A 25513-nucleotide genomic window follows, 5' to 3' on the forward strand; every position below is an offset into this window, starting at 1 on the left:
TGCATCGTGGCAGCCGGGTCACGCCCCCGGCGTTTTTACGGTTTGCTATCCCACGCTGTTGGCGCTGCCGGGCCGACCTGCTCTCTGCTGGCCCCGTGATCGGATCGCGCCCCGCCCAGGCCTTCCTGGCCGCCTCCCTCGCCTGCGCGACCCCCGCCTGCGCCGGGGACGACGCGTTCGAGGGCATGGCCGGCCCCTACGGAGAGCGCCTGCGCTACGACGAGAAGGGGCTGACCCTCACGTTTCCCGATCCCGAAGTGACGCTGAATATCGGCGGCCGGCTCCACCTCGACGCCGGCACGGCCGGCTTCAGCCGGCCCGGCCTGCCCGAAGCCTTTCCCGACAAGGTCGCCGTGCGCCGCGCCTGGATCGAGCCGACGCTGACCATCGGCAAGGACTGGGTGATCGCCTTCCAGTACGATTTCAGCGATCCGCAACTGCCGATCAACGATGCCTTCGTGGCCTGGAAGGGGCTGCCGGACACGATCCTGACCCTCGGCAACATGAAGGTGCCGTTCAGCCTGGAATGGCTGCAGAGCAACAACGACACGCTGTTTACCGAGCGCTCGCTCGCCAACGCCTTCGTGCCGGACCGCCGCTTCGGCTTCGCGGTCGGGCATCACGGGCAGGCCTGGACCGCCGTGGCCGGCGTGTTCGGCAACGCCGCCAGCAACGGCATCGGCGGGGACGGCGTCGCGGCCGCGGGGCGGGCGACCGTGGCGCCGATCCTGACGGATGACGAGACCCTGCATTTCGGGCTCGCCGGGATCTATCGCCGCCGATCCCGGAGCGACGACGATTTCAGCTTCTCGACCCAAGCGGAGGCGTCGCTGTTCGCGCGCCCGTTCGCCGATACCGGCGACCTGCCCGACGTGGCGCGCGTCTCGCGGCTCGGCGCGGAATTCGCCTATCGCAACGGCCCGTTCCTGGTCCAGGCCGAGTACATCCGGGCCGAGATCGAGCGCTTCGCGGGACCCGGCGGATCGCCGCCGGCGCGGGCCTTCCAGGGCGGCTACATCGAGGCGGCCCTCGTGCTGAACGGGGAGGGCCGCCGCTATGCCCTGACGCCGAATGGCGGCACCACCTACGCCACCTTCAAGGGTGTGGCCGTGCCGGAGGGGCAGCGGGTCTCGCGGGGCGGGATCGGCGTGTTCGAGGTGGCCGCCCGCTTCAGCGCCATCGACCTCGGCGACCGCGGCCTGCGCGGCGGCTTGGAGCGGGATGTCACCCTCGGCCTGAGCTGGTACCCGGAACCGAATCTCCGCCTCATCGCCAACTACATCCACGGCCGCGTACGGCCCGGCGCGGCGCAGTCCGACACACTCGGCACCGCGCCGTTCTCGGTCGACACGGTCATCGGGCGCCTGCAGATCTACTGGTGAGGCCGCGCCGGCCGTCCTTGCGGGCGGCGCGAAGCCATCCAGGGTCGCGCGACCTCCGGAGGAATCCTGCTGCCCCGGATCGCTTCGCTGCGCGCGCGATGACGGATGCGGACACCCCACCCGACGCCTGCACTCGGAAACCGGATCAGACGGCGCGGCGCAGGACCGACCGGAAGGAGCGCCGCTCCGGTTCCGGCTCGGGGGGCGGCACGGGGGCGTCGGAGGGCGTCGCCAGAACTTCGGCGCGGACGGGTCGCGGCGTCGCGAAGGCCGAGCCCTGCGCGAACGGCACGTCGAGGTCGATCAGGTCGGGCACATCCGCCTCGTCGCCGATCTCCGTGGCGACCAGCCGGATGCCGGCGCGCGCGAGGGCCGGCGCGGTATCCTCGACGGCGATGTCGGCGAGGCGGTCCCGCTCGGAGGCCGGGCGCAGCAGCATCTCCGCCGGAACCTTGACCTGGCCGATGCCGAGCGCGGCCAGCTCCGCCGCGTCGAAGCGGAGGTCGTCCGGGCGGTCGAGGCTGAAGCCGATCCGGCCGCGCAGGGGCGCCAGCAGGCTCCGCTGACCGGCATCGAGGCCGCGCCAGCTCGCCTGCGGCAGGCCGATCACCAGCCCCGCCAGGGCGGGATCGTCCGCCGCCATGCGGGCCAGTTCGCGCATCAGGCCGGGCTCGAACAGCGACAGCGGCGACAGGCCGTAGGTCAGCATGGTCTCGCTGCCCCGCCGGGCGAGGTGACGGGTCACGATGGCGGCCCGCTGCAGCATGCGGCGGTCGAGCTCGGTGGTGCGCCCGTGGCGCTCCAGCACCGGAAGGAACGTTTCGGGCTCGGTCGACACACCGCCGACCCGCAGCCGGGCCAGCGCCTCGTAGGCCACGACCTTGCGCTGGGGCAGCGTGACGACCGGCTGGAGATGGATCTCCAGCCCCTCCCCCTCGAAGGCCCGGATGATCTCGGCCTCCTCCTCGGGCTCCCGGGCCGGCCGGGGCGGGATCGGCCGCGGCGGAAGAGGGAGTGGCGGGATCGGTCGCATCGTGGGCGATGCCGGCAGGACCGGCCGGGTGGCCACGACGGGCGGCGCCTCGGGCGCGGCAGCCTGCGGGCGGGATGAGAGGATCGGCTCCGGCGCGGGCGCGGCCAGCTCGGCCCGGATCTCGGCCCGAATTTCGGACCGCAAATCCGGCGCCGCGACCGGCCGGGCGTTGAGGCGGGCGATCTCGGCATCCTGCGCGGTCACCACCCCGGTGAGGTCCCGGACGATCCCGCTCAGGAGGCCGAACTCGACGGTGAGTTCCTCGATCTGCGCCCGGAGCGCTGCCTCGGCGGCTTCGGGCTGCGGCTGCGCGGCGGCGGTGGCGGCGCCGGTCTCGACCTTGAGCAGGCGGCGGGACAGCAGGTCGACCTCGCCGGACAGCTTCTCGCAGCGCGCCTTCAGGACCGCGATGCGGGTCAGGGCGAGGCCTGCGACCCCGGCGGCCAGGACACCGAGCGTCAGGGCACTCCAGAGCGGCAGGAACACGGCGAGCGGCCCGAACACGACGAGCCCGAGAAGGCCGACCGTCAACAGCCCCGCGTACCGGCCGAGGACCGGGACCATCGTCTCAACACCCGCCAGGGTCACGCACCGGTCGCTGGGGGAGATCCCGCGCGAAACCCCGCCGGGCGAGAACCGCTCGCCGAATCTTTGGCGCCGCGCGGCCGGGGCGGCAAGGCCGTGCGCGTCCTGCTGCGGCGCGCAAGGTGTGAATTCCGGGTGGTGTGACGCCCGCGCCCGCTGGAACGTTGCGGAATCGTCACGGCCGACCCGATTGCGAGGCGTTCCGGGGAGGGTTGCGCGGCTTGCGAATGCGGAGGGGATGAAAAGGCGCCATAAAGCGTGGCCATGACGTCAGTCTCTTCCCGTCCCTCTCGAATCCGCGCCGTCCTCGGCGCCGCCGCGCTCGTCGCCGCCAGCGTTCCGACGGCGTCGCGCGCCGCCGATCTCGGCGCGGTGCTGCCGCGCGCCACGCCGACCTTCGCGATGGTCGATCCCAGCACCTGGATCGTGACGGTGAGCGGCTCGATCCAGGCCGTGCCGCGCTATCCTGGCGCGAGCGACTACACGGCGGTGGGTTATCCCTCGATCGACATCCGGCGGGTCGGGGAGCCGCGCCGCTTCTCGGCGCCCGACGACGGATTCAGCCTGTCCCTCTACGACAGCGAGACCTTCCGGATCGGTCCGACCGCCCGCTTCGTGCCGGGCCGCTACTACGGCGACGACCGGCGCCACCTGTTCGGCTTCCGCGACGCGCGCTTCGCGGTCGAGCCGGGGGTGTTCGCGGAATTCTACCCGGTCTCCTTCATCCGCACCCGCGCCGAGATCCGGCAGGGCATCTACGGACATCATGGCACGGTCGGCTCGGTGGCGGCCGACTATCTGATACCGGTCGACAAGCTCCTGTTCTCGATCGGGCCGCGCTTCAACATCGGCGATGCCAGCTTCGCCCGGAAGTATTTCGGCGTGTCTCCGACCGAGGCGGCGCTCAACGGCCGCGTCACCCCCTACGATCCGGACAGCTTCTACTCGGCGGGCGCCCTCGGCGCCGTGACCTACACGCCGAACGAGACCTGGGCTTACACCGCCTATGCCGGCTACACCCGGATCCTGGGCGTGTCCGGCGACAGCCCGCTGGTGCGCCGTCCCTTCGGCAACCCGAATCAGTATCAGTTCGGCCTGCGGATCGATTACGCGTTCCGGATGCCGGCCCTGTTCTGAGCCGCCCGCCTTGCGCGGGGCGGATCCGGTCCCGACATCCCGGGGCCGGCTTCTCGGAGGACGCGATGGACGCGACGCACACGGATCTGCTGATGCGGGTCGAGGGCATGACCTGCGACGGCTGCGCCGCGGCGGTGACCCGAACGGTCCAGCGCCTCGATCCCGCGGCCGAGGTTCAGGTCGACCGCGCGACCGGGCAGGTGGCGATCCGCACCGACGCGCAGGCCTTGGTGGTCGCCGAGGCCCTGACCAAGGCGGGCTACACGGCCACCGCGATGACCGGCTGAGCCGGCTCTGGCAGCGGCCCGAGGCTTGAGCTTGAAGCTTGGCCTCCGGCCGCTGTGGGTCTCAGGAGCGGGTCAGGAACATCCCGGTCAGCAGCAGGGCGAAGCCCGCGAGGCCGAACAGGCCTTCCTTGCGCTTGGTGCTGTCGAGGAAATGGGCGGCGGCGCCGGCCGCGCAACAGACGGCACCCAGGCCGATCGTCAGCGACGACATCTCGATCTCTCCTCACCGCGCGTCGCTCCGCGACGCAGCGAAACAATCCCCCGCGTGGGCCTGACGGACGCCGTTGTCCGTTCAGGATTCCGTGACGGCCAAGACTTGCACGGCCCGGACGCACTGGCAAGGGCGGCCGGAACAGTCCTCACCGGCCAGGCCGAAGTATAGCATCGCCGCGGGATAGAGACGGGCGGCGCGCAGGCTCGGAATACTGTACTGCCGTATGGCCGGTCCGCGCGATCCCGGCCCGGCCGGGCGGACCGCGGCGGGCGGACGGCGCGACGCGTTGACCGGCGCGTCCGCGCGCGCTTAGACCGGCCCGACCGGCCCGACCTGGGCCCCTCCCGTGCGGACGACGCGGCGGGACTTCAGCGAAAGGCCGCGCGTCACCCGATGCCTACCCCCTCACCCGACCGGTTCGACGTCGCGATCGTCGGCGGCGGTCATGCCGGCGTCGAGGCCGCCGCCGCCGCGGCGCGCTGCGGCGCGCGCACCGCCCTGGTCACCCACGACCCGGCGACGATCGGGGCGATGTCATGCAACCCCGCGATCGGCGGCCTCGGCAAGGGCCACCTCGTGCGCGAGGTCGATGCCCTGGACGGGCTGATGGGCCGCGTCGCGGACGCCGCCGGCATCCAGTTCCGCCTGCTCAACCGCCGCAAGGGACCGGCGGTGCGCGGCCCCCGGACCCAGGCCGACCGGAAGCTCTACGCGGCCGCCATGCAGGCGGCCATCGCCGAGACAGCCGGCCTGACGGTGATCGCGGGGGCCTGCGAGGATCTCGTCCTCGACGCCGGCGGCCGCATCGCCGGTCTCGTCCTGGCCGACGGCCGTACCCTCGCCTGCGCCGCCGTGGTGCTGACCACCGGCACCTTCCTGCGCGGCCTGATCCATATCGGCGAGCGGCAGATCCCGGCGGGCCGCGTCGGCGAGGCGCCGGCGATCGGGCTCGCGCGGACGCTGGACCGCCTCGGCCTGCGCCTCGGGCGCCTGAAGACCGGGACGCCGCCGCGCCTCGATGGCCGGACCATCGACTGGGCCGGTCTGGAGATGCAGGAGGCGGATGCCGAGCCGGTGCCGTTCTCGACGCTGACCGAGCGGATCACCAACCCGCAGATCCGGTGCGGCATCACCCGGACGAGCCCGGCCGTCCACGACCTGATCCGCGCCAACCTGCACCGGTCGCCGATGTATTCCGGCGGCATCGCCAGCCGCGGGCCGCGCTACTGCCCGTCGATCGAGGACAAGGTGGTGCGCTTCGGCGACCGCGAGGGGCACCAGATCTTCCTGGAGCCCGAGGGGCTCGACGACCCGACCATCTACCCGAACGGCATCTCGACGGCCCTTCCGGAAGAGGTGCAGCAGGCGATCATCCGGGCGATCCCGGGGCTGGAGCGGGCCACGATCCTCCGGACGGGCTACGCCATCGAGTACGATTACGTCGATCCGCGCGAGCTCGACACGGGCCTGCAGGTGAAGCGCCTGCCGGGGCTGTTCCTGGCCGGCCAGATCAACGGCACCACCGGCTACGAGGAGGCGGCCGGCCAGGGGCTGGTGGCCGGCCTCAACGCCGCCCGATCCGCCGGCGGCCTCGACATCGCGGGTTTCGACCGGGCCGAATCCTACCTCGGCGTGATGATCGGCGACTTGGTGACCCACGGGGTCAGCGAGCCGTACCGGATGTTCACGTCGCGCTCCGAGTACCGGCTATCCCTGCGGGTCGACAACGCCGATGCCCGGCTGACCCCGCGCGGGGAGGCCCTCGGCTGCGTCGGCCGCCACCGGGCGGCGCATTTCACGGCGTCGCAGCAGGACCTCGGCGCGGCCCGGGCGCGGCTCGACGCGGTGAGCCTGACGCCGAGCCAAGCGGCCGCCCACGGGATCAGTCTGAACCGCGACGGCATCCGCCGGACGGGCTTCCAGCTGCTCGCCTATCCGGAGATCGCGTGGACCGATCTGGCGGCGATCTGGCCCGATCTCGCCGCGGTCGCGCCACGCATTGCCGACCGGCTCAAGACCGACGCGACCTACGCGGTCTATCTCGACCGGCAGAACGCAGACATCGCGGCCTTCCGCCGGGACGAGGCGGTGCGTCTGCCGGCCGGGCTGGACTACGCGGCGATCAGCGGTCTCTCCAACGAGATGCGGGTGAAGCTCGAGGCAGTGCGCCCCGGGACCCTTGGTCAGGCCGCGCGGATCGAGGGCGTGACACCGGCCGCGCTGACGCTGCTCGCCGCCCATGCCCGGCGCGGCGCGCGGGGAAACGCGGATCGTCTGTCGGCATGAGTGATCCCGACCGCGCCCGCGTCCTCGCCGGCTCCCGTGTTTCACGTGAAACAGCCGAGCGGCTCGACCTCTACGTCGCCCAGCTCCGCCGCTGGCAGCCGATCAAGAACCTCGTCGGCCCCGCCACCCTGGACGAGGTCTGGCGCCGGCATATCGACGACGCGCTGCAGCTCCTCGACCTCGCCCCGGATGCCCGGACCTGGCTCGATCTCGGCTCCGGGGCCGGCATCCCGGGGCTGATCCTGGCCATCGCCGGGACGGAGCGCGGCATCCAGGTCGACCTCGTGGAGAGCAACGCGCGCAAATGCGCCTTCCTCACCGAGACGGCCCGCCTCACCGGCGCGCCGGCCCGAGTGCGCAACGCCCGGATCGAGTCGGTGATCGACGCGTATGGCGGCATCGAGATCGTCTGCGCCCGCGCCCTGGCGCCCCTGGCACAGCTCCTCGCCTGGACGGAGCCGCTGTTGAAAACGGGCACCACCGGTCTGTTTCCGAAGGGCCGGGATGTACAAGCCGAATTGACCCAGGCGTCCGCGCAGTGGACAGTCGTTAACGACCTCGTGCCGAGCCGGACCGATTCCGAAGCCCGGATCGTGCGCGTCACTGCCCTCGCCGCCCCGAGCCACCGATGAACGAACCGATCCTCGGCGAGTCCGCCGACCGGTCCATGGATTCATCCATGCGACGCCCGCTGCGCGTTCTGGCGCTCGCCAACCAGAAGGGCGGCGTCGGCAAGACCACGACGGCGATCAACCTCGGCACCGCGCTGGCGGCGATCGGCGAGGACGTGCTGGTGATCGACCTCGATCCGCAGGGTAACGCCTCGACGGGGCTCGGGATCGACCGCGCCAAGCGCCGGGTCTCGACCTACGAGGTGATGGCCGGCGAGGCCTCGCTGGCGCAGGCGGTGGTGCCGACCGCCGTGCCGCGGCTGTCGATCGCGCCCTCGACCATGGATCTCCTCGGGCTGGAGCTGGAGCTGGCCACCCTGCCCGACCGGGCGCACCGGCTGCGCTCCATGCTCAAGAGCCTGACCCAGGCGCCGAGCCTGTCGAAGATCAGCTACGTGCTGATCGACTGCCCGCCCTCGCTCAACCTGCTGACCATCAACGCCCTGGCGGCGGCCGATGCTGTGCTGGTGCCGCTGCAATGCGAGTTCTTTGCCCTGGAGGGCCTCAGCCAGCTGCTGCGGACGGTCGAGCAGGTGCGCGGCGCCCTTAACCCGAAGCTGACGATCCAGGGCATCGTGCTGACAATGTTCGACCCGCGCAACAACCTCTCCGCCCAGGTCGTGGCGGATGTGCGCGGCTTCATGGGCGACAAGGTCTACGAGACCGTGATCCCCCGCAACGTCCGCATCTCCGAGGCGCCCTCGCACGGCAAGCCGGCCCTGCTGTACGACCTGAAATGCGCCGGCAGCCGGGCCTATCTGCGCCTGGCCTCGGAGGTGATCCAGCGCGAGGGCCGGGTCCCGGCCGCGGCCTGATCGGACTGCGCGGGCGCCCCGCGGACCGGATGCCGGCTGGGCTCCGGAGGGCGCATCGAACCAGGAGCCGTGCCCGACGAGGTCGGAACGGCGCCGATGAGCCCCTCGCCGATCCGGGGGTGTGTGTGGAGCGTGACACGGGTGGCGATCATGGCGGAGGAGGGGGCAAGACCCCGACTGGGGCGCGGCCTCGCGGCGCTGATCGGTGATTTCGGCGACACGGGACAGGCCGCTGCCGCGAAGGTGGACGCGCAGCGCAGGGTCCCGGTGGAGTTCCTGCGGCCGAACCCGCGCAACCCGCGCCGGAGCTTCAGCGAGACGGAGCTGTCCGAGCTGGCGACCTCGATCGGTCAGCGCGGCATCATCCAGCCGATCGTGGCGCGGCCGATCGGCGACGTGCCCGGCACGTTCGAGATCGTCGCCGGCGAACGGCGCTGGCGGGCGGCCCAGCGGGCCGGGCTCGACGAGGTGCCGGTGGTGGTCGTCGAGATCGGCGACCGCGCCTCGCTGGAATTCGCCATCCTGGAGAATGTCCAGCGCAGCGACCTCAACCCGATCGAGGAGGCGTCGGGCTACGAGCGCCTGATGCAGGACTTCTCGTACACGCAGAAGGAGCTGGCCGAGATCCTCGGCAAGAGCCGCAGCCACCTCGCCAACACCCTGCGCCTGCTCAACCTGCCGGCCGCCGTGCAGGAGCGCGTCGTCGAGGGCGAGCTGACCGCCGGCCATGCCCGGGCGCTGCTCGCGGTGCGGGATCCGGAGGCCCTGGCCCGCCGGGTCGTGGCGGAAGGCCTGTCGGTCCGGGACGTGGAGGCCATCGCGGCCGCCGAGGCCCAGCCGAACGAGGCACCTCGCCCCGGCCGTCCGCGCCTCTCCGCGGAGCGTGCCGCCCCGGTGCGCGACCTCGAATTGCGGATCCACCGGGCGCTCGGCGTCCCGGTCTCGTACCGGCCGAAGGACGAGTCCTCCGGCGAGATCCGCATCCGCTACGAGACCCAGGACGAGCTGCAGGGGCTGCTCAACCGCTTCCGGGTGTCGGACGGCTGAGGCCAAGCCGGCCTGATCCGGGGCGCCGGGCCCGATCCCAACCTGCCCCTCATCCTGAGGGGACCGCGTCAGCGGGCCTCGAAGGAAGCTCCAGGGATCGCGTGACTGGCTGGAGCCCGCCTTCGAAGCCTCCGCTGCGCTGCGGCACCTCAGGATCAGGTTGGGTCTCGGAGCAGGGTGGGGCGAGCGGGCGTTCTGTCGAGCACGCGAGACCCGCAACGCCCCGGCGGGTCGCTCCCGCGCCCTGCCCTACCGCCGACGCCGCGCTCCGGCCTCGGCGACGCGCAGCAGGGCCGCTGAGGCCAGGGCGTGGGCCAGCTCCGGCTCGGCCCGCCGGCAGGCCAGGACGGCCGCCTGAAGGGCCGCCACCGCCTGCCGCAGGGTACCGGGCGGCCAAGCGCCGAGCTGGCCCTCGATGCTGGCCTTGCGCTTGAAATGCAGGCCGCGCCACGTCGCCACCATGAGGGCGGGCGTCTTGTCGGGGTTGTCGAGGCGGGTGGTGAGCAGCGTCAGGGCGTGCCGCAGCGCCGAGCCCAGCACCGCGCCGGGATCGAGACCCTCGTGCCGGAAGCGCCGGTAGTCGCGCTCCACCGCGTCGCGGCGGCCGTCGAAGGCCGCGTCGATCAGGGTGTTGAGCACGCTGGCGGCGACGTCGCTGGTGACGGCCTCGACATGGTCGAGGGTCACGGTGCCCTCACCGGCCGCGTAGAGGGCGAGCTTCTCGATCTCCATCAGGCTGGCCCGGCGGTCGCCGCCGAGGCTCCGGGCCAGGACCTCGCGGGCGGCGCGGTCGATGCGCAGGCCGCGCTCCTGGAGGGTGCGCTCGATCAGGTCCGAGAGGGTGCGCTCGTCGTCGGCGTAGCAGGGAATCGCCAGTGCCTTGGCCGAGCGCTCGCACAGGGTGCGCAACGGGTTGTTCTTGGCGAGGTCGCCGGCCTCCACGACGATCCGGGCGTCGGCGACCGTGGCGCCCAGCACCGCCTCGACCGCGGGCGCGTAGTTGCGGGTGCCGGGCCGGACCCAGATCGCCCGGCGGCCGCCGAACAGGCCCATCGTGCCGGCCTCGTCGCAGAGCCGGCCTGGATCGGAGGCGAGGGCGTCGCCGTCGATCCGCACCAGGGCGAAGGGGTCGGCCGGGTCGGTGACGAAATCCTCGGCGAGCTTGCGGGCGCGCTCGGTGACGAGACCCGTGTCGGGTCCGTAGACGAGGATCACCGGGATGCGCGGGTCGGGCCCGCGCCGGATCAGCCCTTCGATCTCGCCGGCCTTGACCGCGGTCACCGCGGGTTACGGCTTGGTCGAGAGCACGGCCGCGAGGCGGCTCTTGATCTGGTCGGAGAGCACGCTGGCGAGGCGAATCTCGGCGTCGCGCGCCGCCCGCTGGCTGGCGAAGCGCTGGACCGATCGGTCGTAGGTCGCGGTCGAGGTCGCCACGCCCTCGGTGTAGACCTTGGCGCCGGTCATGTCCTCGAGGCTGTACTTGATGTTGGCCACCAGGGTGCCGGCCTCGGCGCGGCCCGTGGTCGAGGACACGATCGGGGTCTGGACGATCTCGGAGCCCGAGAGCTTCAGCCGGTAGCGCTTGGCCGAGGGCTGGCCCGACCCGTCGAGGTCGAAGACCAGCTCGCTGCGCAGGTAATGCCCGAGCCGTTCCTGGCCCTGGGCCATCACCACGTCGTCGACCTGCACGGAGGCGAGCAGCGCCTGGACGGTCTCGCCGGAGGCCGTCGGCCCGTAGAGCGGGCGAAAGCAGGCCGAGAGGTTCAGCGCCAGGCCGGCCACGCAGACGAGACGGCCGACCCGACCCGCGATCGATACCCCAGACCTCACCATCAGCCGCCGTTCCGCCCCGCTTCGCCGGATCGTTCTAGCGCGGACACAGAGGGCCGCGCCATGACGCTAGGCGCGAAGCGTTACGATTCCTCTGCGGCAAGAGCGTGGTCGTCAGGTGTCGGCCACGTTTCAGAGCGTCGCCAGGTAGCCCGAGACCGTCAGCACCGCCAGCACCGTCGAGACCAGCACCACCGTGGCGGTCAGGTCGGCCTCGCGCCGGTAGAACTCCGCCAGCATGAACGGCCCGGTCCCGGTGGGCAGCGCCGCCATCAGCACCGCCACGTGCAGCAGGAGCGGCGGCAGGTCGAACAGGTAGCGGCCGAGCCCGTAGGCCAGCAGCGGATGGGCGGCGAGCTTCAGCCCGACGAGGAGCCCCGCCACCCGCCCCTGCCCGCTCTGCCGCCCGCGCTTCTGGGCCAGGAACAGGCCGAGGGCCACCAGGGCGCAGGGCGAGGCCGCGCCGCCGAGGAGCTTCAGAAAGGTCTCCACGGGCGCCGGCAGGGCGAGCCCGAGGCACGGCACCAGGGCGCCCAGCGCCGGCGCCACCAGGAGCGGGTTGCGCAGCAGCGACCGGCCGACCGTGCGCCAGACCGGGCCGCGGGCGCCGCCCTGCCCGGCCGCGACCGCCTCGCGCCGCAGCCCGGTCTCGATCAGCACGATCGCGACCGCGAACACGGCGCAGACGGTCAGGATCGTCGCCACCGTGGTGGGAGCCAGCGCCTCGGGACCGAAGGCCACGAGCGCCAGGGGGAAGCCCATGAACCCGGTATTGGCGTAGCCGGCATTCAGCCCATCCACCGCGGCATCGGCGAGCGGACGCCCCTCCCCCCGCCGGATCAGCACCGTGAGCGCGAAGATCGCGAGGCTGCTGAGGCCGAAGGCGCCGATGAAGCCGGGCTTCCAGATGGCGCTCCAATGGGCATGGGCGGTGACGTCGAACAGCAGCGCCGGCAGCGCCAGGAAGACCACGAACCGGTTGAGCTCGGTGGTGGCGGCGGCGCCGAGCACGCCGATCCGCCGGGCCAGCCAGCCGGCGAAGATCAGCGCGAAGATCGGCAGCACGACCAGGAGGGTCGAGAGCATGGCGGGCCCGGGGCGGAGGACGATGCTCCGGCCTTAGGACGGATTCCGCGCCGATCTCCAGTGCCGGGGGCGGGGGCCAGCCATGCCGGCGCCCGCCCCCGCGGGATCACCAGCGGTAGATCAGGCTGCCGATGACGGTGGCCGGGGCGCCTCGGAAGCAGTTCCCGAACGCGCAGGTGTTATAGGTCCGGTCGAAGATGTTGTAGGCGTTGATCTGCGCGCGCAGGCCTTGATACTTCGGGTCGATCGCGGCGAAATCGTACGCGACCAGCGCGTCGTAGAGCGTCACGGTGGGGTTGCGCACCGTGTTGTCGTCGTCGGCGAAGCTGGTGCCGATGTAGCGGATGCCGCCGCCGATCGTCAGGCCGCGGAAGGCCGAGGAGGTCGGGAACGCGTAGGTGAGGAACGACGCGTAGGTGTCGCTCGGGATGCCGGAGACGCGGTTCCCGTCCTGGTTGGTGCCCCCGAACGAGGTCTGGCTCAGGAAGCGGAAGTCGAGGTGTGTGTAGGCGATGGTCAGGTTCGTGCCCGGCGCGAGGTTGGCGGTCGCCTCGGCCTCGAAGCCGCGGGAGCGCACCGAGCCGGTCGCGGCCTGGAAGGCGATGTTGGTCGGGTCCGTGCGCAGGATGCTCGACTGCTCGATGTCGAAGCCCGCGAACGCGGTCTGGATGTTGGTGCCGGGGATCAGGTACTTCACGCCGGCCTCGATCTGGTCGCCGCTCGCCGGCTTGAAGGCCTGGCCGCGGGCATCCGTGCCGACCTGGGGCGTGAAGGTGGTGGCGTAGCTCGCGTAGGGCACGAGACCGGGCGCCAGCACGTAGCCGAGGCCGACCCGGCCGGTGAAGGCAGTGTCGTCCTGGCGGGTGACCGCGCTGACCGGCGTGGTGCGGTTGTCCTGGAAGATCCAGTCGTGGCGCCCGTTCAGCGTCAGGATGAAGTCGCCGAACCGGGCCTGATCCTGCAGATAGACGCCGATCTGGTCCTGGGCCTGCCGCGTCGGGCTCGCCAGCGTCGGCGTCGGGATGAATTGCCGGCCGTAATTCTGGGTGATGAGGTTGAGGTCGGGGGCGGGGCCGCCGCCGAAGCGGTTGCTCAGGCCGTAATGAGCGTAGTCCACGCCCGCCACCAGGGTGTGGGAGATGGGGCCGGTGACGAGGTGCGCCTCGAGCTGGTTGTCCAGCGTCTGCTGCACCAGCCCCTCGCGGATATAGCCGGTCGAGCGGGAGCCCAGCGTGCGCGCTTCGTTGATGGAATCGATGCTGGTGTACTTGGCGCTGAGGAAGATCCCGTAGTGCCGGAAGTTCTGGCGGAAGATCAGGTCGTCCGAGAACCGGTGCTCGAAGGCGTAGCCGATCCGGTACTGCGTCTGGTCGAGCCCGGCGAAGCGCGGGTCGCCGCTGTAATACTTGGTCACCCGGAAGCCGGGATCGTTGTAGTAGAACACGGTGGCCGGCGTGTTCCGGACCTGGAACTCGCTCAGGAAGGTGAGGGTGGTGTCGGCCGAGGGCTTCCACGTGAAGGCCGGGGCAATGTTGAGCTGGTCGTCGTTGGTGCCGCGGCCGATGAAGGTGCCGGCTTCCCGGCGCACGCCGGTCAGCCGGTAGGCCATGGTGCCGTTCGAGCCCTCCACCGGGCCGCCGAGGTCGAAATTGCCCTGGAAGCGGTCGAAGCTGCCCGACTGGAACCAGACCTCGCCGAAGGGCGCGAAGACCGGGCGCTTCGAGGTCGCGTCGAGGATGCCGCCCGGTGAGCCGAGGCCGTAGAGGCCCGAGGCCGGCCCGCGCAGGACCGTCACGGCCTCCAGCCCGTAGGGCTCGATGCGCGGGAAGATGAAGCCGCTGCCGATCTGGCGCAGGCCGTCCCGGTAGGTGCCCTGGTTGGAGAGCACGTCGAAGCCGCGGATGAAGACCTGATCGAAGCGGGGGTCGAAGCCCGAGACGTTGATGGTGGCGCCCGGCACGTAGGCGAGGGCGTCGCTGAAGCTCTGGACGTTGCGGTCGTTGAGCTGCTCGCGGGTGACCACCGAGACGGATTGCGGGGTCTCGATCAGCGGCGTGTTGGTCTTGGTGGCGGTCGGGCTGATCCGGGCGACGTAGCCGGTGACGCCGGAGGGGCCGCCCCCGCCCCCGCTGGTGGCCGAGCTGTTGCCGCCGTCGCCGCCGCTGACATTGCCGCCCGCCCCGGAGACGGCCGGACCGGTCACGACTTGGCCGGCGGCCTCGACCGAGAGTTCGTTGAGCTGGACATCGGCGGGCTGGGCCGCGGCTTGACCGGCCATGTGGGGCCCGACCAGGGCCGTGGAGGCGAGGAGCAGACCGAGCGAGGCAGAACGCGTGAACATCGAGGACCCTGTATTCGTGCCGTTGATCGGCACTTGGGTTCCTCTTCACCCGTTCACGGTTTCTTGATCAAGCCGAAAACGTGTTCTAGATCACACACTTAGAACGTTTAAAATGTGAAACGGTTCGAAGCTGCGGTCCGTCTCGAGGCCGGCACGGACCGACCGGACCCGTCCCTACCAGCGGTAGATCAGGCTGCCGATCACCGTGGCGGGCGCGCCGCGGTAGCAGAAGCCGGATTGGCACGTGTAGTAGTCGCGGTCGAAGATGTTGAAGGCGTTGATCTGCGCCCGGAAGCCTTTGTACTTCGGGTCCAAAGCCGCGAAATCGTAGGCCACCAGGGCGTCGAACTGCGTCACCGTCGGGTTGCGTACGGTGTTGAGGTCGTCGGCGAAGCTCGTGCTCGTGTAGCGGATGCCACCGCCGATCTGCAGGCCGCGCAGCGGCGAGGCGGGCGGGAATTGATAGGTCCCGAAGGCCGCGAAGGTGTCGCCCGGGATGCCCGAGACGGCATTGCCGCTGATCGACTGGGTCGTGCCCGGGAAGGTCGCGTTGCGGTAGCGCAGGTCGAGATGCGTGTAGGCGACGGTCAGGTTCGTGCCCGGCGCAAAATTGGCGGTCAGCTCCGCCTCGAAGCCCTTGGACTGGACCGATCCGGAGGCGACCTGATTGGCGATGTTGGTCGGGTCGGTCTGAAGGACGCTCGACTGCACGATATCGAAGCCGGCAAAACTTCCGGTGATGTTGGTGTCGGGGATGGCGTATTTCACGCCGGCCTCGATCTGATCGCCGGTGGCGGGCTTGAACGCGCGGCCGTTGATGTCGACGCCGAGCTGGGGCGTGAAGGTCGTGGCGTAGCTCGCGTAGGGCACCAGCCCCGGCGCCAGCAGGTAGTTGAGGCCGGCGCGGCCCGTGAAGGCGGAATCGTCCTGGCTCCGCGCCGCGCCGAGGCTGCCGGGCGTCCCGGCGCGGGTGGATTGGCTGACGAAATCCTGGCGGCCGGTCAGCGTCAGGACGAAGCGGTCGAACTTCGCCTGCTCCTGGATGTAGAGGCCGATCTGGTCCTGCGACTGCGCGGAGGCCGAGGTGAGGGCCGGGCGGGGCACGAAGGTGCGGTAGCGGAAGGTCGAGAAGTCGCTGACGCCCGCGAGGTTGAGGTCCGGGATCAGGCCGAAACCGGCATCGCGCCGGTAATCGTAGTGGAGGTAATCGACGCCGGCGAGCAGGGTGTGGCTCACCGGGCCGGTGACGAGATGCGCCTCGAGCTGGTTGTCGACCGCCACGTAGCCGAGCCGGTCGTGGATCAGACCGTTCTCGCGCTGGGCCGAGAGGCCGGTGACGCTGTCGATCTGCGTGTAGGCGAGATGGCTGTCGATGTTCTGGTAGCGGACGTTCTGGCGGAAGATCAGGTCGTCCGAGAACCGGTGTTCGAAGCCGTAGCCGATCCGGTAGGAATCCTGGTTCAGGGCGTTGAAGGCCGCGTCGCCCTGGTAGAGGCGAGTGATGACGAAGCCCGGCGCGGTGTAGAAGGCCGAGGTGCCCGGCGCCTTGGAGTGCTGGAACTCGGTGAGCAGCGTGAAGGTGGTGTCGGCCGAGGGCCGCCACGTGAGCGCCGGCGCGATGGTGAAGCGGTTGTCGGTGCCGCTCGGCAGGAACGTGTTCGCCTCGCGGAACGCGCCGGTCAGCCGGAAGGCGAGGGTGCCGTCCGAACCCTCAATCGGGCTGCCGATGTCGAAATTGCCCTGGGTGCGGTCGAAGTTGCCGCCCTGGAACCAGACCTCGCCGAAGGGCACGAAGACCGGGCGCTTCGAGGTGATGTCGGCGATGCCGCCGGGCGAGCCCAGCCCGTAGAGGCCGGAGGACGGTCCGCGCAGGATGGTCAGCGCCTCGGTGCCGTAGGGCTCGATCCGGGCCACCGCCTGCCCGACGCCGGGCTGGCGCAGGCCGTCGCGGAAGACGCCGTCGTTCGTCGCGGCGAAGCCGCGGATGTAGAAGGCGTCGAAGCGCGGGTCGAAGCCGAACACGTTGCTCGAGACGCCGGGCGTGTAGGCCAGAGCCTCGTTGACGCTCTGGACGTTGCGGTCGTTGAGCTGCTCGCGGGTGACGACCGAGACCGATTGCGGGGTGTCGATCAGCGCGGTGTTGGTCTTGGTGGCGGTGGGGCTGACCCGGGCGACGTAGCCGGTGACCCCCGAGGGCCCGCCGCCGCCCCCGCTGGTGGCCGAACTGTTGCCGTCACCGCCGCTGACATTGCCGTCCGCGCCGGAGACGACCGCGGCGGCCGGGGCGGGGCCTGCGGCCTCCACGGAGATCTCGTTGAGCTGCACCTTCGCCTCCTGGGCGAGGGCGGAGCCGGCGAGCGCCGTCGAGGCGAGCAGAACCGTGAGGCGGACCGAACGCATGAACCCTCGAAGCCCGAACCGGCACCGGTGACCGGCGATCGCGCGCTCACGATGGGCTGCTCAAGGATGATCGGGCAAGGTAGATTCGTGTTGAAAATCACACAGTTAGAAGACCTAAAATCTATAACCGTTCCAGCTTGGCGCGCTATACAGAGCCGGACCTGCATTCAATGCGTAGCCGGACCCGCCACGCGCAGCAGAGCTGTCGGCGCCCCGCCGAGATCTTCGGGGGCGCGCTGCTTCATCTGCGCCGCCCGATCTCAGAACTCCAGCGGCGGCTCCCGCAGGGCGTCGGCCTCCCGGGTGCAGGTCGCCTGATCGGGCGCGGTCCCGGCCCCGGCGAGGGCGGCGCGCAGCTCGGCGCGGGCCTTCTCCAGGTCGGCCCGGAAGGTCGGGTCGCCCATCAGGGCGGCGAAGACCGCGGTGCCGGTCAGGCGCCCCGCGACCACGTCGCTGAGCCAGTGGACGCCGCAGACGATCCGGCTCTCGCCGTAGGCCCGGCCGCGGACCAGGATCGGGGTCGCCTTTTCGGGCACCAGGGCCGCCAGGATCAGCGCGTAGGCCCAGCCTTGCGTCGCGTGGCCGGAGGGATAGCTGAAGCTGTCGGCCAGCGCCTGGCTGCGCTGGACGCAGATCGGGGCCTCGTTGCCCACGAAGGGCCGCAGGCGGCGGTAATGCACCTTGGGGCCGCGGGTTGCCCGGGCGAGGTCGAGGCGGGCCCGCTCCAGCAGGTTGATCACCGCCGGTACCCGGGTCTGGTCGATCCGAGTACCGAGCACGCAGGCGAAGTTCTCCAGAACCGCGGCGGCGCCCTCGGCGACGTCGTTGCTGGCGATCTCCCAGCGCGGGCTGCCCTTGAGGGCGCGGGTGCTGCTGAAGGCCGCCCGGTCGGCCTTGTCGAGGGGCGCGTCGTGGGCCGGCGGCGCCGGCAGGATCTTGAGGGCGTCGGGCAGCGCCGTGTCGGCGAGATAGGGTTTCGCCGCCGGCTTGCCGGGCTTGAGCGTGTCGGAGCCGAGCGACGGCGCCACGCCCGGCGGGGCAGGGCGGGGCATGTCCTCGGCCAGCGCCGGGACCGCCGCGGCGAGGAGAACGGCGAGGAGAGCGGGGCGGACGGGCGGAGCGAGGCGGGACGGGGTGCGCAGCATCGGATCCGGGGCTCTATCGGCTGGAAACCTGCGGGCCAGTCCCGCTGCCGGACGAACGGCTCAACCGGCCCGCTCAGTCCCTGCACAGGCGGGCGGTCCTGTCCAGATGGGGCCCGTCGCGCCCTGCGCTGAGGGACGTCAGCCCGCCCGGATCGCGGCCGCCACGGCCTCCGGATGTTCCTCGTGCGGGCTCAGCGCCCCGGGGATCACCGCGCCCGTCACCCGGCCGCCGGCGATCAGGGCGTCCATCTCGGCCCCCGAGCGGCGCGGGGCGCCCTCGGGCCGCAGCACCAGGATCGGCGGCAGGGCCGCGTCGAACAGGTCGAGGAAGGCCGCGCGGCTGGCCACCGGGTCGAGGCCGCCGGTGACGAAGGCCGCGGTGCCGAACCGGCCGTTGCGCTGGCGGGTGATCGCGTGCTTGTCGCGGACCACGGCCGGCGTCACGCGCGCCGCGTCGGCGTAGACATGGGCGCGCATCATCCGGCCGATGATCGGCGGGCTGATGTTGATCCGGTAGAGCGCCTCGCCGAAGATCGGGGCCTCCACGGCCCGGCGGATGCGCGGGAACCAGTGCGCGCGGCCCGGCATCGCGGTGGGCAGCGGCCCCCGCCAGGTCGGCGCCACCAGGACCAGCCGGGCGAAGGTGCCGGGATGGCGCCGCGCCGCCGCCACGAGGTAGCCGGCGGCATGGCCGGCCGCAACGCCGAGGGCGTAGGGGCCGGGCGCGGCTTCGAGCAGCGCGTCCAGGAAGGCGTGGAACGTCTCCGGGGCCAGCGGCACCCGGGTCCGCGGCCGGGCGCCGAAGCCCGGCCAGTCGGGGATGCGGCAGCGATACCCGGTCCCTAATGCGCGGGCGAGATCGCGCATCTCGGCCCGCGCCGAGATGGTCGAGAGGGCCGGCAGCAGGAGCGCGTCCTGCCCCTGGCCGATCACGTCGCAGGGCGTCGGCACCGGCCGGCCCGCCACCGTGAGGCTCAGCGCCTGCGTCTCCATCGGGCCGCCCTCGAGTCCCAGAAGAATCAGGTGCGGAGCAGCTCGTTGATCGCGGTCTTCGAGCGGGTGCCGGCATCGACGCGCTTGACGATCACCGCGCAGTACAGGCCCGGGCCGGGCGAGCCGTCCGGCAGCGCCTTGCCGGGCATCGTGCCCGAGACAACGACCGAGTAGGGCGGCACGCGGCCGTACATGACCTCGCCGGTGGTCCGGTCCACGATCTTGGTCGAGGCGCCGATATAGACGCCCATCGACAGGACGCTGCCCTGGCCGACGATCACGCCCTCCGCCACCTCGGCGCGGGCGCCGATGAAGCAATCGTCCTCGATAATCACCGGGTTGGCCTGGAGCGGCTCCAGCACGCCCGCGATGCCGGCGCCGCCCGAGATGTGGCAGTTCTTGCCGACCTGCGCGCAGGAGCCGATCGTCACCCAGGTGTCGACCATCGTGCCCTCGCCGACATGGGCGCCGAGATTGACGAAGCTCGGCATCAGCACGGCGCCCGGCGCGATGTAGGAGCCGCGGCGGACGAAGCAGCCCGGCACGGCGCGCAGGCCCGCGGCGCGGAACTCGGCCTCGCCCCAGCCGGCGAACTTGGAGGCGACCTTGTCCCACCAGGGCGCGCCGCCGGGGCCGCCCTCGATCGTCGCCATGTCGTTGAGGCGGAAGGAGAGCAGCACCGCCTTCTTCAGCCACTGGTTGACGACCCAGTCGTCGTTGCCGCTTTTCTCGGCGACGCGGGCCTTGCCGGAATCGAGCAGGTCCAGAGCCGCCTCGACCGCCTCGCGCACCGCGCCCCGGGTGGCGGTCGAGATGTTGGCGCGGTCCTCCCAGGCGGCTTCGATGGTCTGGGCGAGATCGGAATGGGGCTTGCCGGCCTGGGACATGGACGGGTCAGAACTCTTGAGGCGGGAGCCCGTGCTTACAAGCGGTCACCGGGGCTGTCACCTGGGCTGTCACTTGAGCTCTCACCCTGGGCGATGCCGTCGATCGCCGCGAGCAGCGCGCCCACCTGATCGAGATCGGCCACCAGACCGGCGAGGTCGTCCGCGAGGGTGTCGTGGACGGCCTGGGCGGCACCGGGGAATTCCTCCAGCACGCGGCGCATCAGGGTCGGGGTGATCCGCATGACCTCGGCGGCGCCCTCGGCCCGGGCCTCGGTCGGGCGCGTGCCGCGCACGAACAGGGCGAGCTGCCCGATCAGCGCCGCGCGCCCGGCCCGGACCGTCTCGGCCCCCGCGCCTCGCGGCTCGAGCCGGATCGTGCCCGACATCACCACGAAGCCGCCATCGGCCGGGTCGCCGCGGGAGAACAGCAGGTCGCCATCCGTGAGCTCGCGCCGCTCGGCCGCGAAGGTCAGCAGGCGCAGGGCATCCCGGTCGAGGAAGCCGAACAGCGGCGCGGCTGCGAGGATCGCGATGTCGTCGCCGAGCCCCAAGAACGCCTCACCACCCTGCGCGCACGCGAACCTATTCGGATCGCCTACACGGAAAACTTCATTTCGTCAGGGCAGCAACTTGTATCCACCGCCCTCCGTCACGAGGATCGCGGCGGTGGCAGGGTTGGGCTCGATCTTCTGGCGCAGCCGGTAGATATGCGTCTCCAGCGTGTGGGTGGTGACGTGGGCGTTGTAGCCCCAGACCTCGGCCAGCAGCGTGTCGCGGTTCACCACCGCCCGGCCCGCCCGGTAGAGGAAGCGCAGGATCGCGGTCTCCTTCTCGGTGAGCTTGAGCTTCGAGCCGCGCTCGCCGACCAGCAGCTTGGCCCCCGGCCGGAACGTGTAGGGACCGATCTGGAAGACCGCATCCTCGGAGGCCTCGTGGCTGCGCAGGTGCGCGCGGATGCGGGCCAGCAGGATGCCGAACTTGAACGGCTTGGTCACGTAATCGTTGGCGCCGGCCTCCAGCCCTTCGACGTGATCCGCCTCGGAATCCTGGGCGGTGAGCATGATCACCGGGCCGCGGTATCCGGCCGCCCGCATCCGGCGCACGGCCTCGCGCCCGTCGAGATCGGGCAGGCCGACATCCATCACCGCGAGGTCGATGCGCTCCGCGGCCACCCGCCGGATCGCGTCCGCGGCGTTCGCCTCGGTGATCACCGAGAAATCCTCGCAGAGGTCGAGCTGCTCGGTGAGGGTGTCGCGCAGGATCGCGTCGTCGTCGCAGATCAGCAGGCGGTAGGCATTCGGCATCGTCCGGGTCCCAGAGCAGGCTGCGGAAGGGAAGGGCCGCCTTCCGGGCGCAGCGTGCGATGACTGATGGTCTCAGCAGGATCGCGCGTCGCGACTTTGCCGAGGGTATTGTTTCCGCATCATTGTCCGTGCCGGGTGGCGCGCGCCGTGATTCGAGGGCGTCGGCCGCGCCAAGCGTGGCGGGTTCGCTCCCAATCCCGGATCAGCCGCCCGATTTCCGGCCAAGGATAGGGCAACGTTTGTGGCCGGAAACTGCCTTGTGCGCAATTGTTCACCGGTTTCAAACTGCGAATCCCGGACCTAAGACCCGCCGGTCCGCTTCGGTGGACCAGGCTGAGAGAGGGTTAGCCGTGCGTCGAGGACGAAATGAGGAGCCCGGCTCAGTCCGCCTGAGCCTGGGCGAGATCCGCGTGCGGGCGACGGTCGGGGACCGGCGGCGGGGCCATCTCCTGGTCGGTCCGACGGTGATTCCCTGCGCCCTCGGGGCCGGGGGAATCGTCATCGCCAAGCGCGAGGGTGACGGCGGCTCGCCGCGGGGCCGCTTCCGCCTGCGGGGTGGCGCCTACCGGCCCGATCATCTCGGGATCCGCCCGCGCACGGCGCTGCCGCTCCGGGCGACCCGGCCCGAGGACGGCTGGTGCGACGACCGGCGGGACCGCCGCTACAACCGGCCGATCCGCCTGCCGGCCCCTGGAGTCAGCGCCGAATCGATGTGGCGCGGCGACGGGCTCTACGACGTGGTGATCGACCTCGACTACAACCGCGCCCCGATCCGGAAGGGGCGGGGCTCGGCGATCTTCCTGCACATCGCCCGCGACGGCTATCGCCCCACGGAGGGCTGCGTCGCCCTGGCCCGGGCCGACCTGCTGCGGCTGCTCCGGCGCCTCGGGCCGCGGACGCATCTGCGGATCGGCTGAGCCCGGCTCGGCGGCAGCGCGACGCTGAGCGCGATAAGCCTGACCGCGCAGACGGCTCGGGGCGGGCGCGCCGTTCAGGACGGACCGGCGCCCTGAAGCTCGACCGTGCTCGCCAGGATCGCTTCCTGCAGCGCCGTGGCCAGATGGTGGTGGCGGCCCGGGCCGAGCACGACAAACTCGACCTCTCCGAGCGCGGGCAGGCCCGCCGAGTCGGGGATCGCGGCCAGCCCCGGCGGCAGGACCTTGGCCGAGTGCGGTGCGATGCCCAGGCCGGCCTCGACGGCGGCGCGCAGCCCCATCAGGCTGCCGCTGGTGCAGGCAATCCGCCAGGACCGACCCGCCGCCTCAAGGGCATCGAGGGCCAGCGTGCGGGTCATCGAGGGCGGTGGATAGAGCACCAAGGGCAAGGGCTGCCCCGGATCGGGAACGAAGCCGGGCCGTCCCGTCCAGATCAGCTCCTCCGCCCAGGCCATCGTGCCGCGCGGATCGCCGCGCCGGCGCTTGCAGAAGATCACGTCCAAGTCGCCGGCATCGTAGCTCTGATAGAGCGCCCGGCTCAGCCCGACCGTGATCTGCAGATCCACCGCATCGTGACGATCGGCGAAGCGTGCGAGGACACGGCCCAGGGTCGCGAGGGTGTAGTCCTCCGAGACACCGAGCCGGATGCGGCCGCGTAGGCCGCTCGGCGAGAAGAAAGCGCACAGCCGGTCCTGCGCCTGCACGACGTCGTGCGCGAAGCCGATCAGGGCCTGGCCATCCGGCGTCGGGGCGACCCGATGGGTGTCCCGCATCAGCAGGGAGCGGCCGAGAGCCTGTTCCAGCCGCGCGATATGCCCGCTGACCGTGGATTGCCGCAGCCCCAGCGCCTGCGCCGCGCCCGTGAAGCTGCTGCTCTCGGCGACGGCCAGGAAGGAGCGGAGCAGCGCGATGTTCGGAGGGCCCATCATGATTCATGATAACCGATATCGGTAACGCCGCGGCGCGGGCCGGCTTAAGGTCCAGGCCGAGCCCGTTGCAGGGCCCAGCCGCCGAGCCTCGTCCATGTCCGCACCCGTGCTCATGACAACGCTTTTCGTCGGCGGCTTGGTCGCGATCCCGACTCTCGGGAAATGGGCGCAGCAGGTCACCGAGGCACTCGCCTTCCTCCTGGCGGTCATCATCGTGATGGGTGCGGCCCTGTATCTCTGCGCGCGCTGGCCGGATTACTACGCCAATCCGCAGATGCCGGTCGCCGCGACCGAACCTTCGGGCGCCGACTGACGTCGGGGTGCGTCGCGTGCGCTTGCAGAACACGGGTTGCGGCACGGCCACCGGGGCTGCCCTCGCCTTCGTCGCCGGCTTCGTCGACGCGGCGGCCTTCATCGCGCTGACCGGCCTGTTTACGGCCCACGTCACCGGAAACTTCGTCCTGATCGGTGCCGAACTGGTCGCGCGTTCGACCGGCGTGCTGGCCAAGCTCCTGGCCCTGCCCGTCTTCGTCGGGGCGGTGGCGGGCGCGCGGGTTCTGGCGCTGCTGCTGGAGCGGCAGGGACGCGCGCCGCTGCCCTGGCTGCTCGCCGTCGAACTGGGCCTGCTCGCGGGCTTCGGCCTGTGCGGCACGCTGGCGGCGCCGCTGGGGGCGGCGGACGGCGCCCCGGCCATCGCCGTCGGCATGTTGGCGGTCGCCGCCATGGGCCTGCAGAACGCCATCGGCCGCCTCTCCCTCGGCCATCTCGCGCCCACGACGGTGATGACGGTGAGCGTGAGTCAAGCCGTCATCGACGCGACGGACTTGGTCCTGCGGCGGGCCGAGGATCGCGATCAGACCCGTCGGCGGTTTCTGCGCGTGCTGCCGGCCATCGCGGCCTTCGCCGCGGGCGCGCTGTGCGGAGCCTTCGGGATCGCGCATCTCGCCTTCGGCTGTGTCGTCCTCCCGCTCGGAATCCTGATGGCCCTGGTCATCCTGGCCGTGGCGCCGGCTGAAGCGAACGCCGCGCCGTGACGTGTCCTGACCGACCGTGACATCGACCGGGCCGTTTCGGTTCGGCCCTTGGAACCTGTCGGGTGTCGCTACCCTTTCGGGCGCCGCGCCCCGAAGATCGCAGTCCCGACCCGGACATGGGTGGCGCCGAGCTGGATCGCCGCCGGGAAGTCGGCGCTCATGCCCATGGAGAGGATCGGCAGGTTGTGCGCCTTCGCCAGCCGGGCCAGCAGGGCGAAATGGGCCGAGGGCGGATCCTCCGCGGGGGGGATGCACATCAGCCCCTGGATCGCGAGCCCGTGGGTCTCGCGGCATTCGGACAGCAGGGTGTCGAGCTGGTCCGGCAGGACGCCGCCCTTCTGGGGCTCGGCGCCGGTATTGACCTGGATCAGCAGCTTCGGGGTCCGGCCGGACCGGTCGATCTCCTTGGCCAGCGCCGCCGCGAGCGACAGCCGGTCGAGGGAGTGGATCACGTCGAACAGCGCCACCACCTCCCGGGCCTTGTTGGATTGCAGCGGCCCGACGAGGTGCAGCTCCACATCCGGGAAGCGGGCCCGCAGATCCGGCCATTTCGCCACGGATTCCTGGACGTAGTTCTCGCCGAACACCCGCTGCCCGGCCTTGAGCGCGGGCAGGATGCCGTCGGCCGGCACGGTCTTGGAGATGGCCACCAGCTGGACCTCGGCCGGATCGCGCTCCGAATCCTCGGCGGCCCGGGCGATCGCCGCCCGCACCTCGGCGAGCCCGGCGGCGACGTCGGCCTGGCCCACCGGGGGCTTCTCCGTCCGGTGCCCCATCCCGTCCGTCGCCGGAGCGTTCGTGTCGGTGATCGCGTCGTCCATGCCTGCCTGTCCTATCGCTGCCGGACGCCGATCCTGCGCCCAACGGTACACGACCCGAGAACGGACCACTCCGGGAGGCGCTTCTCCAACCCCAAACCCTCATCCTGAGGTGCCGGAGCGCAGCGGAGGCCTCGAAGGAGACCTCCAGATGGCGCGACGATCCCTGGAATCCTCCTTCGAGGCCCGCTCACGCGGGCACCTCAGGATGAGGGACGCGATCGGGAGCGCCCCGGCGCAGGCCCTCGGTGTGGTCTGTGTCCCGTCATGCCGACCTATGCGTTCGCGCGCCCCGCGCAAGCCCGAATCGCGCGCTGCGTTGACCGGCTGCGGCGCAGATATGCTATCGCGGCG

At 71.4% G+C, this 25513-nt stretch carries 24 protein-coding genes; 10 read left to right on the top strand and 14 right to left on the bottom strand.

Annotated features, from left to right (window positions below):
- The first annotated feature begins 95 nt into the window (after window positions 1-95).
- Window positions 96-1382, top strand: coding sequence for an OprO/OprP family phosphate-selective porin (locus M6G65_RS25400; protein ID WP_250103039.1), 1287 nt, complete (start codon window positions 96-98; stop codon window positions 1380-1382).
- A 145-nt stretch (window positions 1383-1527) separates the two neighbouring features.
- Here the strand turns inward: M6G65_RS25400 and M6G65_RS25405 are convergent, their stop codons facing one another.
- Complete coding sequence (locus M6G65_RS25405; protein ID WP_238196028.1) at window positions 1528-2979, bottom strand: EAL domain-containing protein; 1452 nt, start codon at window positions 2977-2979, stop codon at window positions 1528-1530.
- 279 nt (window positions 2980-3258) lie between these two features.
- On the opposite strand from M6G65_RS25405, the gene M6G65_RS25410 reads away from it, so the two are divergent.
- Window positions 3259-4137, top strand: a complete 879-nt coding sequence (locus tag M6G65_RS25410; protein WP_238195993.1) for a MipA/OmpV family protein — start codon at window positions 3259-3261, stop codon at window positions 4135-4137.
- A 65-nt stretch (window positions 4138-4202) separates the two neighbouring features.
- Entirely contained in the window at window positions 4203-4424 is a 222-nt protein-coding gene (locus M6G65_RS25415) for a heavy-metal-associated domain-containing protein (RefSeq protein ID WP_238195994.1), read from the top strand.
- 61 nt (window positions 4425-4485) lie between these two features.
- On the opposite strand, the gene M6G65_RS25420 is transcribed toward M6G65_RS25415, so the two are convergent.
- Window positions 4486-4635: a hypothetical protein gene (locus M6G65_RS25420; RefSeq protein ID WP_192710413.1), complete on the bottom strand. Its 150-nt coding sequence runs from the start codon at window positions 4633-4635 to the stop codon at window positions 4486-4488.
- Window positions 4636-5031: 396 nt separating this feature from the next.
- Between M6G65_RS25420 and mnmG the strand changes: the two genes are divergently transcribed.
- From mnmG to M6G65_RS25440, 4 genes are all read left to right on the top strand, one after another.
- Window positions 5032-6924 (top strand): tRNA uridine-5-carboxymethylaminomethyl(34) synthesis enzyme MnmG, encoded by a 1893-nt coding sequence (gene mnmG / locus M6G65_RS25425; protein ID WP_250103040.1) that lies wholly within the window; start codon window positions 5032-5034, stop codon window positions 6922-6924.
- Complete coding sequence (rsmG, locus tag M6G65_RS25430) at window positions 6921-7556, top strand: 16S rRNA (guanine(527)-N(7))-methyltransferase RsmG (protein WP_238195996.1); 636 nt, start codon at window positions 6921-6923, stop codon at window positions 7554-7556. Before mnmG ends, rsmG begins: the two co-directional genes overlap by 4 nt.
- The gene (locus M6G65_RS25435) at window positions 7553-8410 is read left to right on the top strand and encodes a ParA family protein (RefSeq protein ID WP_284042360.1); all 858 of its coding nucleotides are present in this window, start codon (window positions 7553-7555) and stop codon (window positions 8408-8410) included. Before rsmG ends, M6G65_RS25435 begins: the two co-directional genes overlap by 4 nt.
- 150 nt (window positions 8411-8560) lie before the next feature.
- Window positions 8561-9457, top strand: a complete 897-nt coding sequence (locus M6G65_RS25440) for a ParB/RepB/Spo0J family partition protein (protein WP_250104289.1) — start codon at window positions 8561-8563, stop codon at window positions 9455-9457.
- Window positions 9458-9706: 249 nt separating this feature from the next.
- Here M6G65_RS25440 and holA read toward each other — a convergent pair whose 3' ends face one another.
- The 10 genes from holA to M6G65_RS25490 all read right to left on the bottom strand — a co-directional run bounded on the left by holA (window position 9707) and on the right by M6G65_RS25490 (window position 21443).
- Entirely contained in the window at window positions 9707-10738 is a 1032-nt protein-coding gene (gene holA / locus M6G65_RS25445) for a DNA polymerase III subunit delta (protein WP_238195997.1), read from the bottom strand.
- A gap of 6 nt (window positions 10739-10744) precedes the next feature.
- A complete protein-coding gene (locus M6G65_RS25450) occupies window positions 10745-11290 on the bottom strand; it encodes an LPS assembly lipoprotein LptE (protein WP_238195998.1) in 546 nt (181 codons plus the stop codon).
- A gap of 129 nt (window positions 11291-11419) precedes the next feature.
- A complete protein-coding gene (locus M6G65_RS25455) occupies window positions 11420-12373 on the bottom strand; it encodes an AEC family transporter (protein WP_238195999.1) in 954 nt (317 codons plus the stop codon).
- Window positions 12374-12479: 106 nt separating this feature from the next.
- Window positions 12480-14714: a TonB-dependent siderophore receptor gene (locus M6G65_RS25460; RefSeq protein ID WP_238196000.1), complete on the bottom strand. Its 2235-nt coding sequence runs from the start codon at window positions 14712-14714 to the stop codon at window positions 12480-12482.
- Window positions 14715-14888: 174 nt separating this feature from the next.
- Window positions 14889-17114, bottom strand: a complete 2226-nt coding sequence (locus M6G65_RS25465) for a TonB-dependent siderophore receptor (RefSeq protein ID WP_250103041.1) — start codon at window positions 17112-17114, stop codon at window positions 14889-14891.
- Between the two features lie 260 nt (window positions 17115-17374).
- The gene (locus M6G65_RS25470) at window positions 17375-18259 is read right to left on the bottom strand and encodes an acid phosphatase (protein ID WP_238196002.1); all 885 of its coding nucleotides are present in this window, start codon (window positions 18257-18259) and stop codon (window positions 17375-17377) included.
- A 138-nt stretch (window positions 18260-18397) separates the two neighbouring features.
- Window positions 18398-19252, bottom strand: coding sequence for an alpha/beta fold hydrolase (locus tag M6G65_RS25475; RefSeq protein ID WP_238196003.1), 855 nt, complete (start codon window positions 19250-19252; stop codon window positions 18398-18400).
- 26 nt (window positions 19253-19278) lie between these two features.
- Window positions 19279-20139, bottom strand: a complete 861-nt coding sequence (dapD, locus tag M6G65_RS25480) for a 2,3,4,5-tetrahydropyridine-2,6-dicarboxylate N-succinyltransferase (protein ID WP_238196004.1) — start codon at window positions 20137-20139, stop codon at window positions 19279-19281.
- 35 nt (window positions 20140-20174) lie between these two features.
- Complete coding sequence (locus tag M6G65_RS25485; protein ID WP_250103042.1) at window positions 20175-20690, bottom strand: cyclic nucleotide-binding domain-containing protein; 516 nt, start codon at window positions 20688-20690, stop codon at window positions 20175-20177.
- A gap of 66 nt (window positions 20691-20756) precedes the next feature.
- A complete protein-coding gene (locus tag M6G65_RS25490) occupies window positions 20757-21443 on the bottom strand; it encodes a response regulator transcription factor (RefSeq protein ID WP_192710400.1) in 687 nt (228 codons plus the stop codon).
- Between the two features lie 389 nt (window positions 21444-21832).
- On the opposite strand from M6G65_RS25490, the gene M6G65_RS25495 reads away from it, so the two are divergent.
- The gene (locus tag M6G65_RS25495; RefSeq protein ID WP_379011834.1) at window positions 21833-22360 is read left to right on the top strand and encodes a L,D-transpeptidase family protein; all 528 of its coding nucleotides are present in this window, start codon (window positions 21833-21835) and stop codon (window positions 22358-22360) included.
- A gap of 74 nt (window positions 22361-22434) precedes the next feature.
- Here M6G65_RS25495 and M6G65_RS25500 read toward each other — a convergent pair whose 3' ends face one another.
- Entirely contained in the window at window positions 22435-23307 is an 873-nt protein-coding gene (locus M6G65_RS25500) for a LysR substrate-binding domain-containing protein (RefSeq protein WP_250103043.1), read from the bottom strand.
- A gap of 112 nt (window positions 23308-23419) precedes the next feature.
- On the opposite strand from M6G65_RS25500, the gene M6G65_RS25505 reads away from it, so the two are divergent.
- Complete coding sequence (locus M6G65_RS25505; RefSeq protein ID WP_250103044.1) at window positions 23420-23620, top strand: hypothetical protein; 201 nt, start codon at window positions 23420-23422, stop codon at window positions 23618-23620.
- A 16-nt stretch (window positions 23621-23636) separates the two neighbouring features.
- Window positions 23637-24341, top strand: a complete 705-nt coding sequence (locus M6G65_RS25510) for a YoaK family protein (protein WP_238196009.1) — start codon at window positions 23637-23639, stop codon at window positions 24339-24341.
- A gap of 68 nt (window positions 24342-24409) precedes the next feature.
- Here M6G65_RS25510 and M6G65_RS25515 read toward each other — a convergent pair whose 3' ends face one another.
- The gene (locus M6G65_RS25515; protein ID WP_238196030.1) at window positions 24410-25117 is read right to left on the bottom strand and encodes a YggS family pyridoxal phosphate-dependent enzyme; all 708 of its coding nucleotides are present in this window, start codon (window positions 25115-25117) and stop codon (window positions 24410-24412) included.
- Window positions 25118-25513 lie beyond the last annotated feature (396 nt).

This window comes from Methylobacterium tardum (assembly GCF_023546765.1).
GTDB lineage: Bacteria > Pseudomonadota > Alphaproteobacteria > Rhizobiales > Beijerinckiaceae > Methylobacterium > Methylobacterium tardum.

Excerpts from the sequence above, each read along its gene's own strand:
- M6G65_RS25475 (WP_238196003.1), bottom strand. The coding sequence starts at position 19,252 with ATGGAGACGCAGGCGCTGAGCCTCACGGTGGCGGGCCGGCCGGTGCCG.
- M6G65_RS25500 (WP_250103043.1), bottom strand. The coding sequence starts at position 23,307 with ATGATGGGCCCTCCGAACATCGCGCTGCTCCGCTCCTTCCTGGCCGTC.
- M6G65_RS25470 (WP_238196002.1), bottom strand. The coding sequence starts at position 18,259 with ATGCTGCGCACCCCGTCCCGCCTCGCTCCGCCCGTCCGCCCCGCTCTC.
- M6G65_RS25460 (WP_238196000.1), bottom strand. The coding sequence starts at position 14,714 with ATGTTCACGCGTTCTGCCTCGCTCGGTCTGCTCCTCGCCTCCACGGCC.
- M6G65_RS25450 (WP_238195998.1), bottom strand. The coding sequence starts at position 11,290 with ATGGTGAGGTCTGGGGTATCGATCGCGGGTCGGGTCGGCCGTCTCGTC.
- M6G65_RS25415 (WP_238195994.1), top strand. The coding sequence starts at position 4,203 with ATGGACGCGACGCACACGGATCTGCTGATGCGGGTCGAGGGCATGACC.
- M6G65_RS25465 (WP_250103041.1), bottom strand. The coding sequence starts at position 17,114 with ATGCGTTCGGTCCGCCTCACGGTTCTGCTCGCCTCGACGGCGCTCGCC.
- mnmG (WP_250103040.1), top strand. The coding sequence starts at position 5,032 with ATGCCTACCCCCTCACCCGACCGGTTCGACGTCGCGATCGTCGGCGGC.
- M6G65_RS25420 (WP_192710413.1), bottom strand. The coding sequence starts at position 4,635 with ATGTCGTCGCTGACGATCGGCCTGGGTGCCGTCTGTTGCGCGGCCGGC.
- rsmG (WP_238195996.1), top strand. The coding sequence starts at position 6,921 with ATGAGTGATCCCGACCGCGCCCGCGTCCTCGCCGGCTCCCGTGTTTCA.
- M6G65_RS25405 (WP_238196028.1), bottom strand. The coding sequence starts at position 2,979 with ATGGTCCCGGTCCTCGGCCGGTACGCGGGGCTGTTGACGGTCGGCCTT.
- M6G65_RS25515 (WP_238196030.1), bottom strand. The coding sequence starts at position 25,117 with ATGGGGCACCGGACGGAGAAGCCCCCGGTGGGCCAGGCCGACGTCGCC.
- M6G65_RS25435 (WP_284042360.1), top strand. The coding sequence starts at position 7,553 with ATGAACGAACCGATCCTCGGCGAGTCCGCCGACCGGTCCATGGATTCA.
- M6G65_RS25505 (WP_250103044.1), top strand. The coding sequence starts at position 23,420 with ATGACAACGCTTTTCGTCGGCGGCTTGGTCGCGATCCCGACTCTCGGG.
- M6G65_RS25455 (WP_238195999.1), bottom strand. The coding sequence starts at position 12,373 with ATGCTCTCGACCCTCCTGGTCGTGCTGCCGATCTTCGCGCTGATCTTC.
- M6G65_RS25490 (WP_192710400.1), bottom strand. The coding sequence starts at position 21,443 with ATGCCGAATGCCTACCGCCTGCTGATCTGCGACGACGACGCGATCCTG.
- dapD (WP_238196004.1), bottom strand. The coding sequence starts at position 20,139 with ATGTCCCAGGCCGGCAAGCCCCATTCCGATCTCGCCCAGACCATCGAA.
- M6G65_RS25440 (WP_250104289.1), top strand. The coding sequence starts at position 8,561 with ATGGCGGAGGAGGGGGCAAGACCCCGACTGGGGCGCGGCCTCGCGGCG.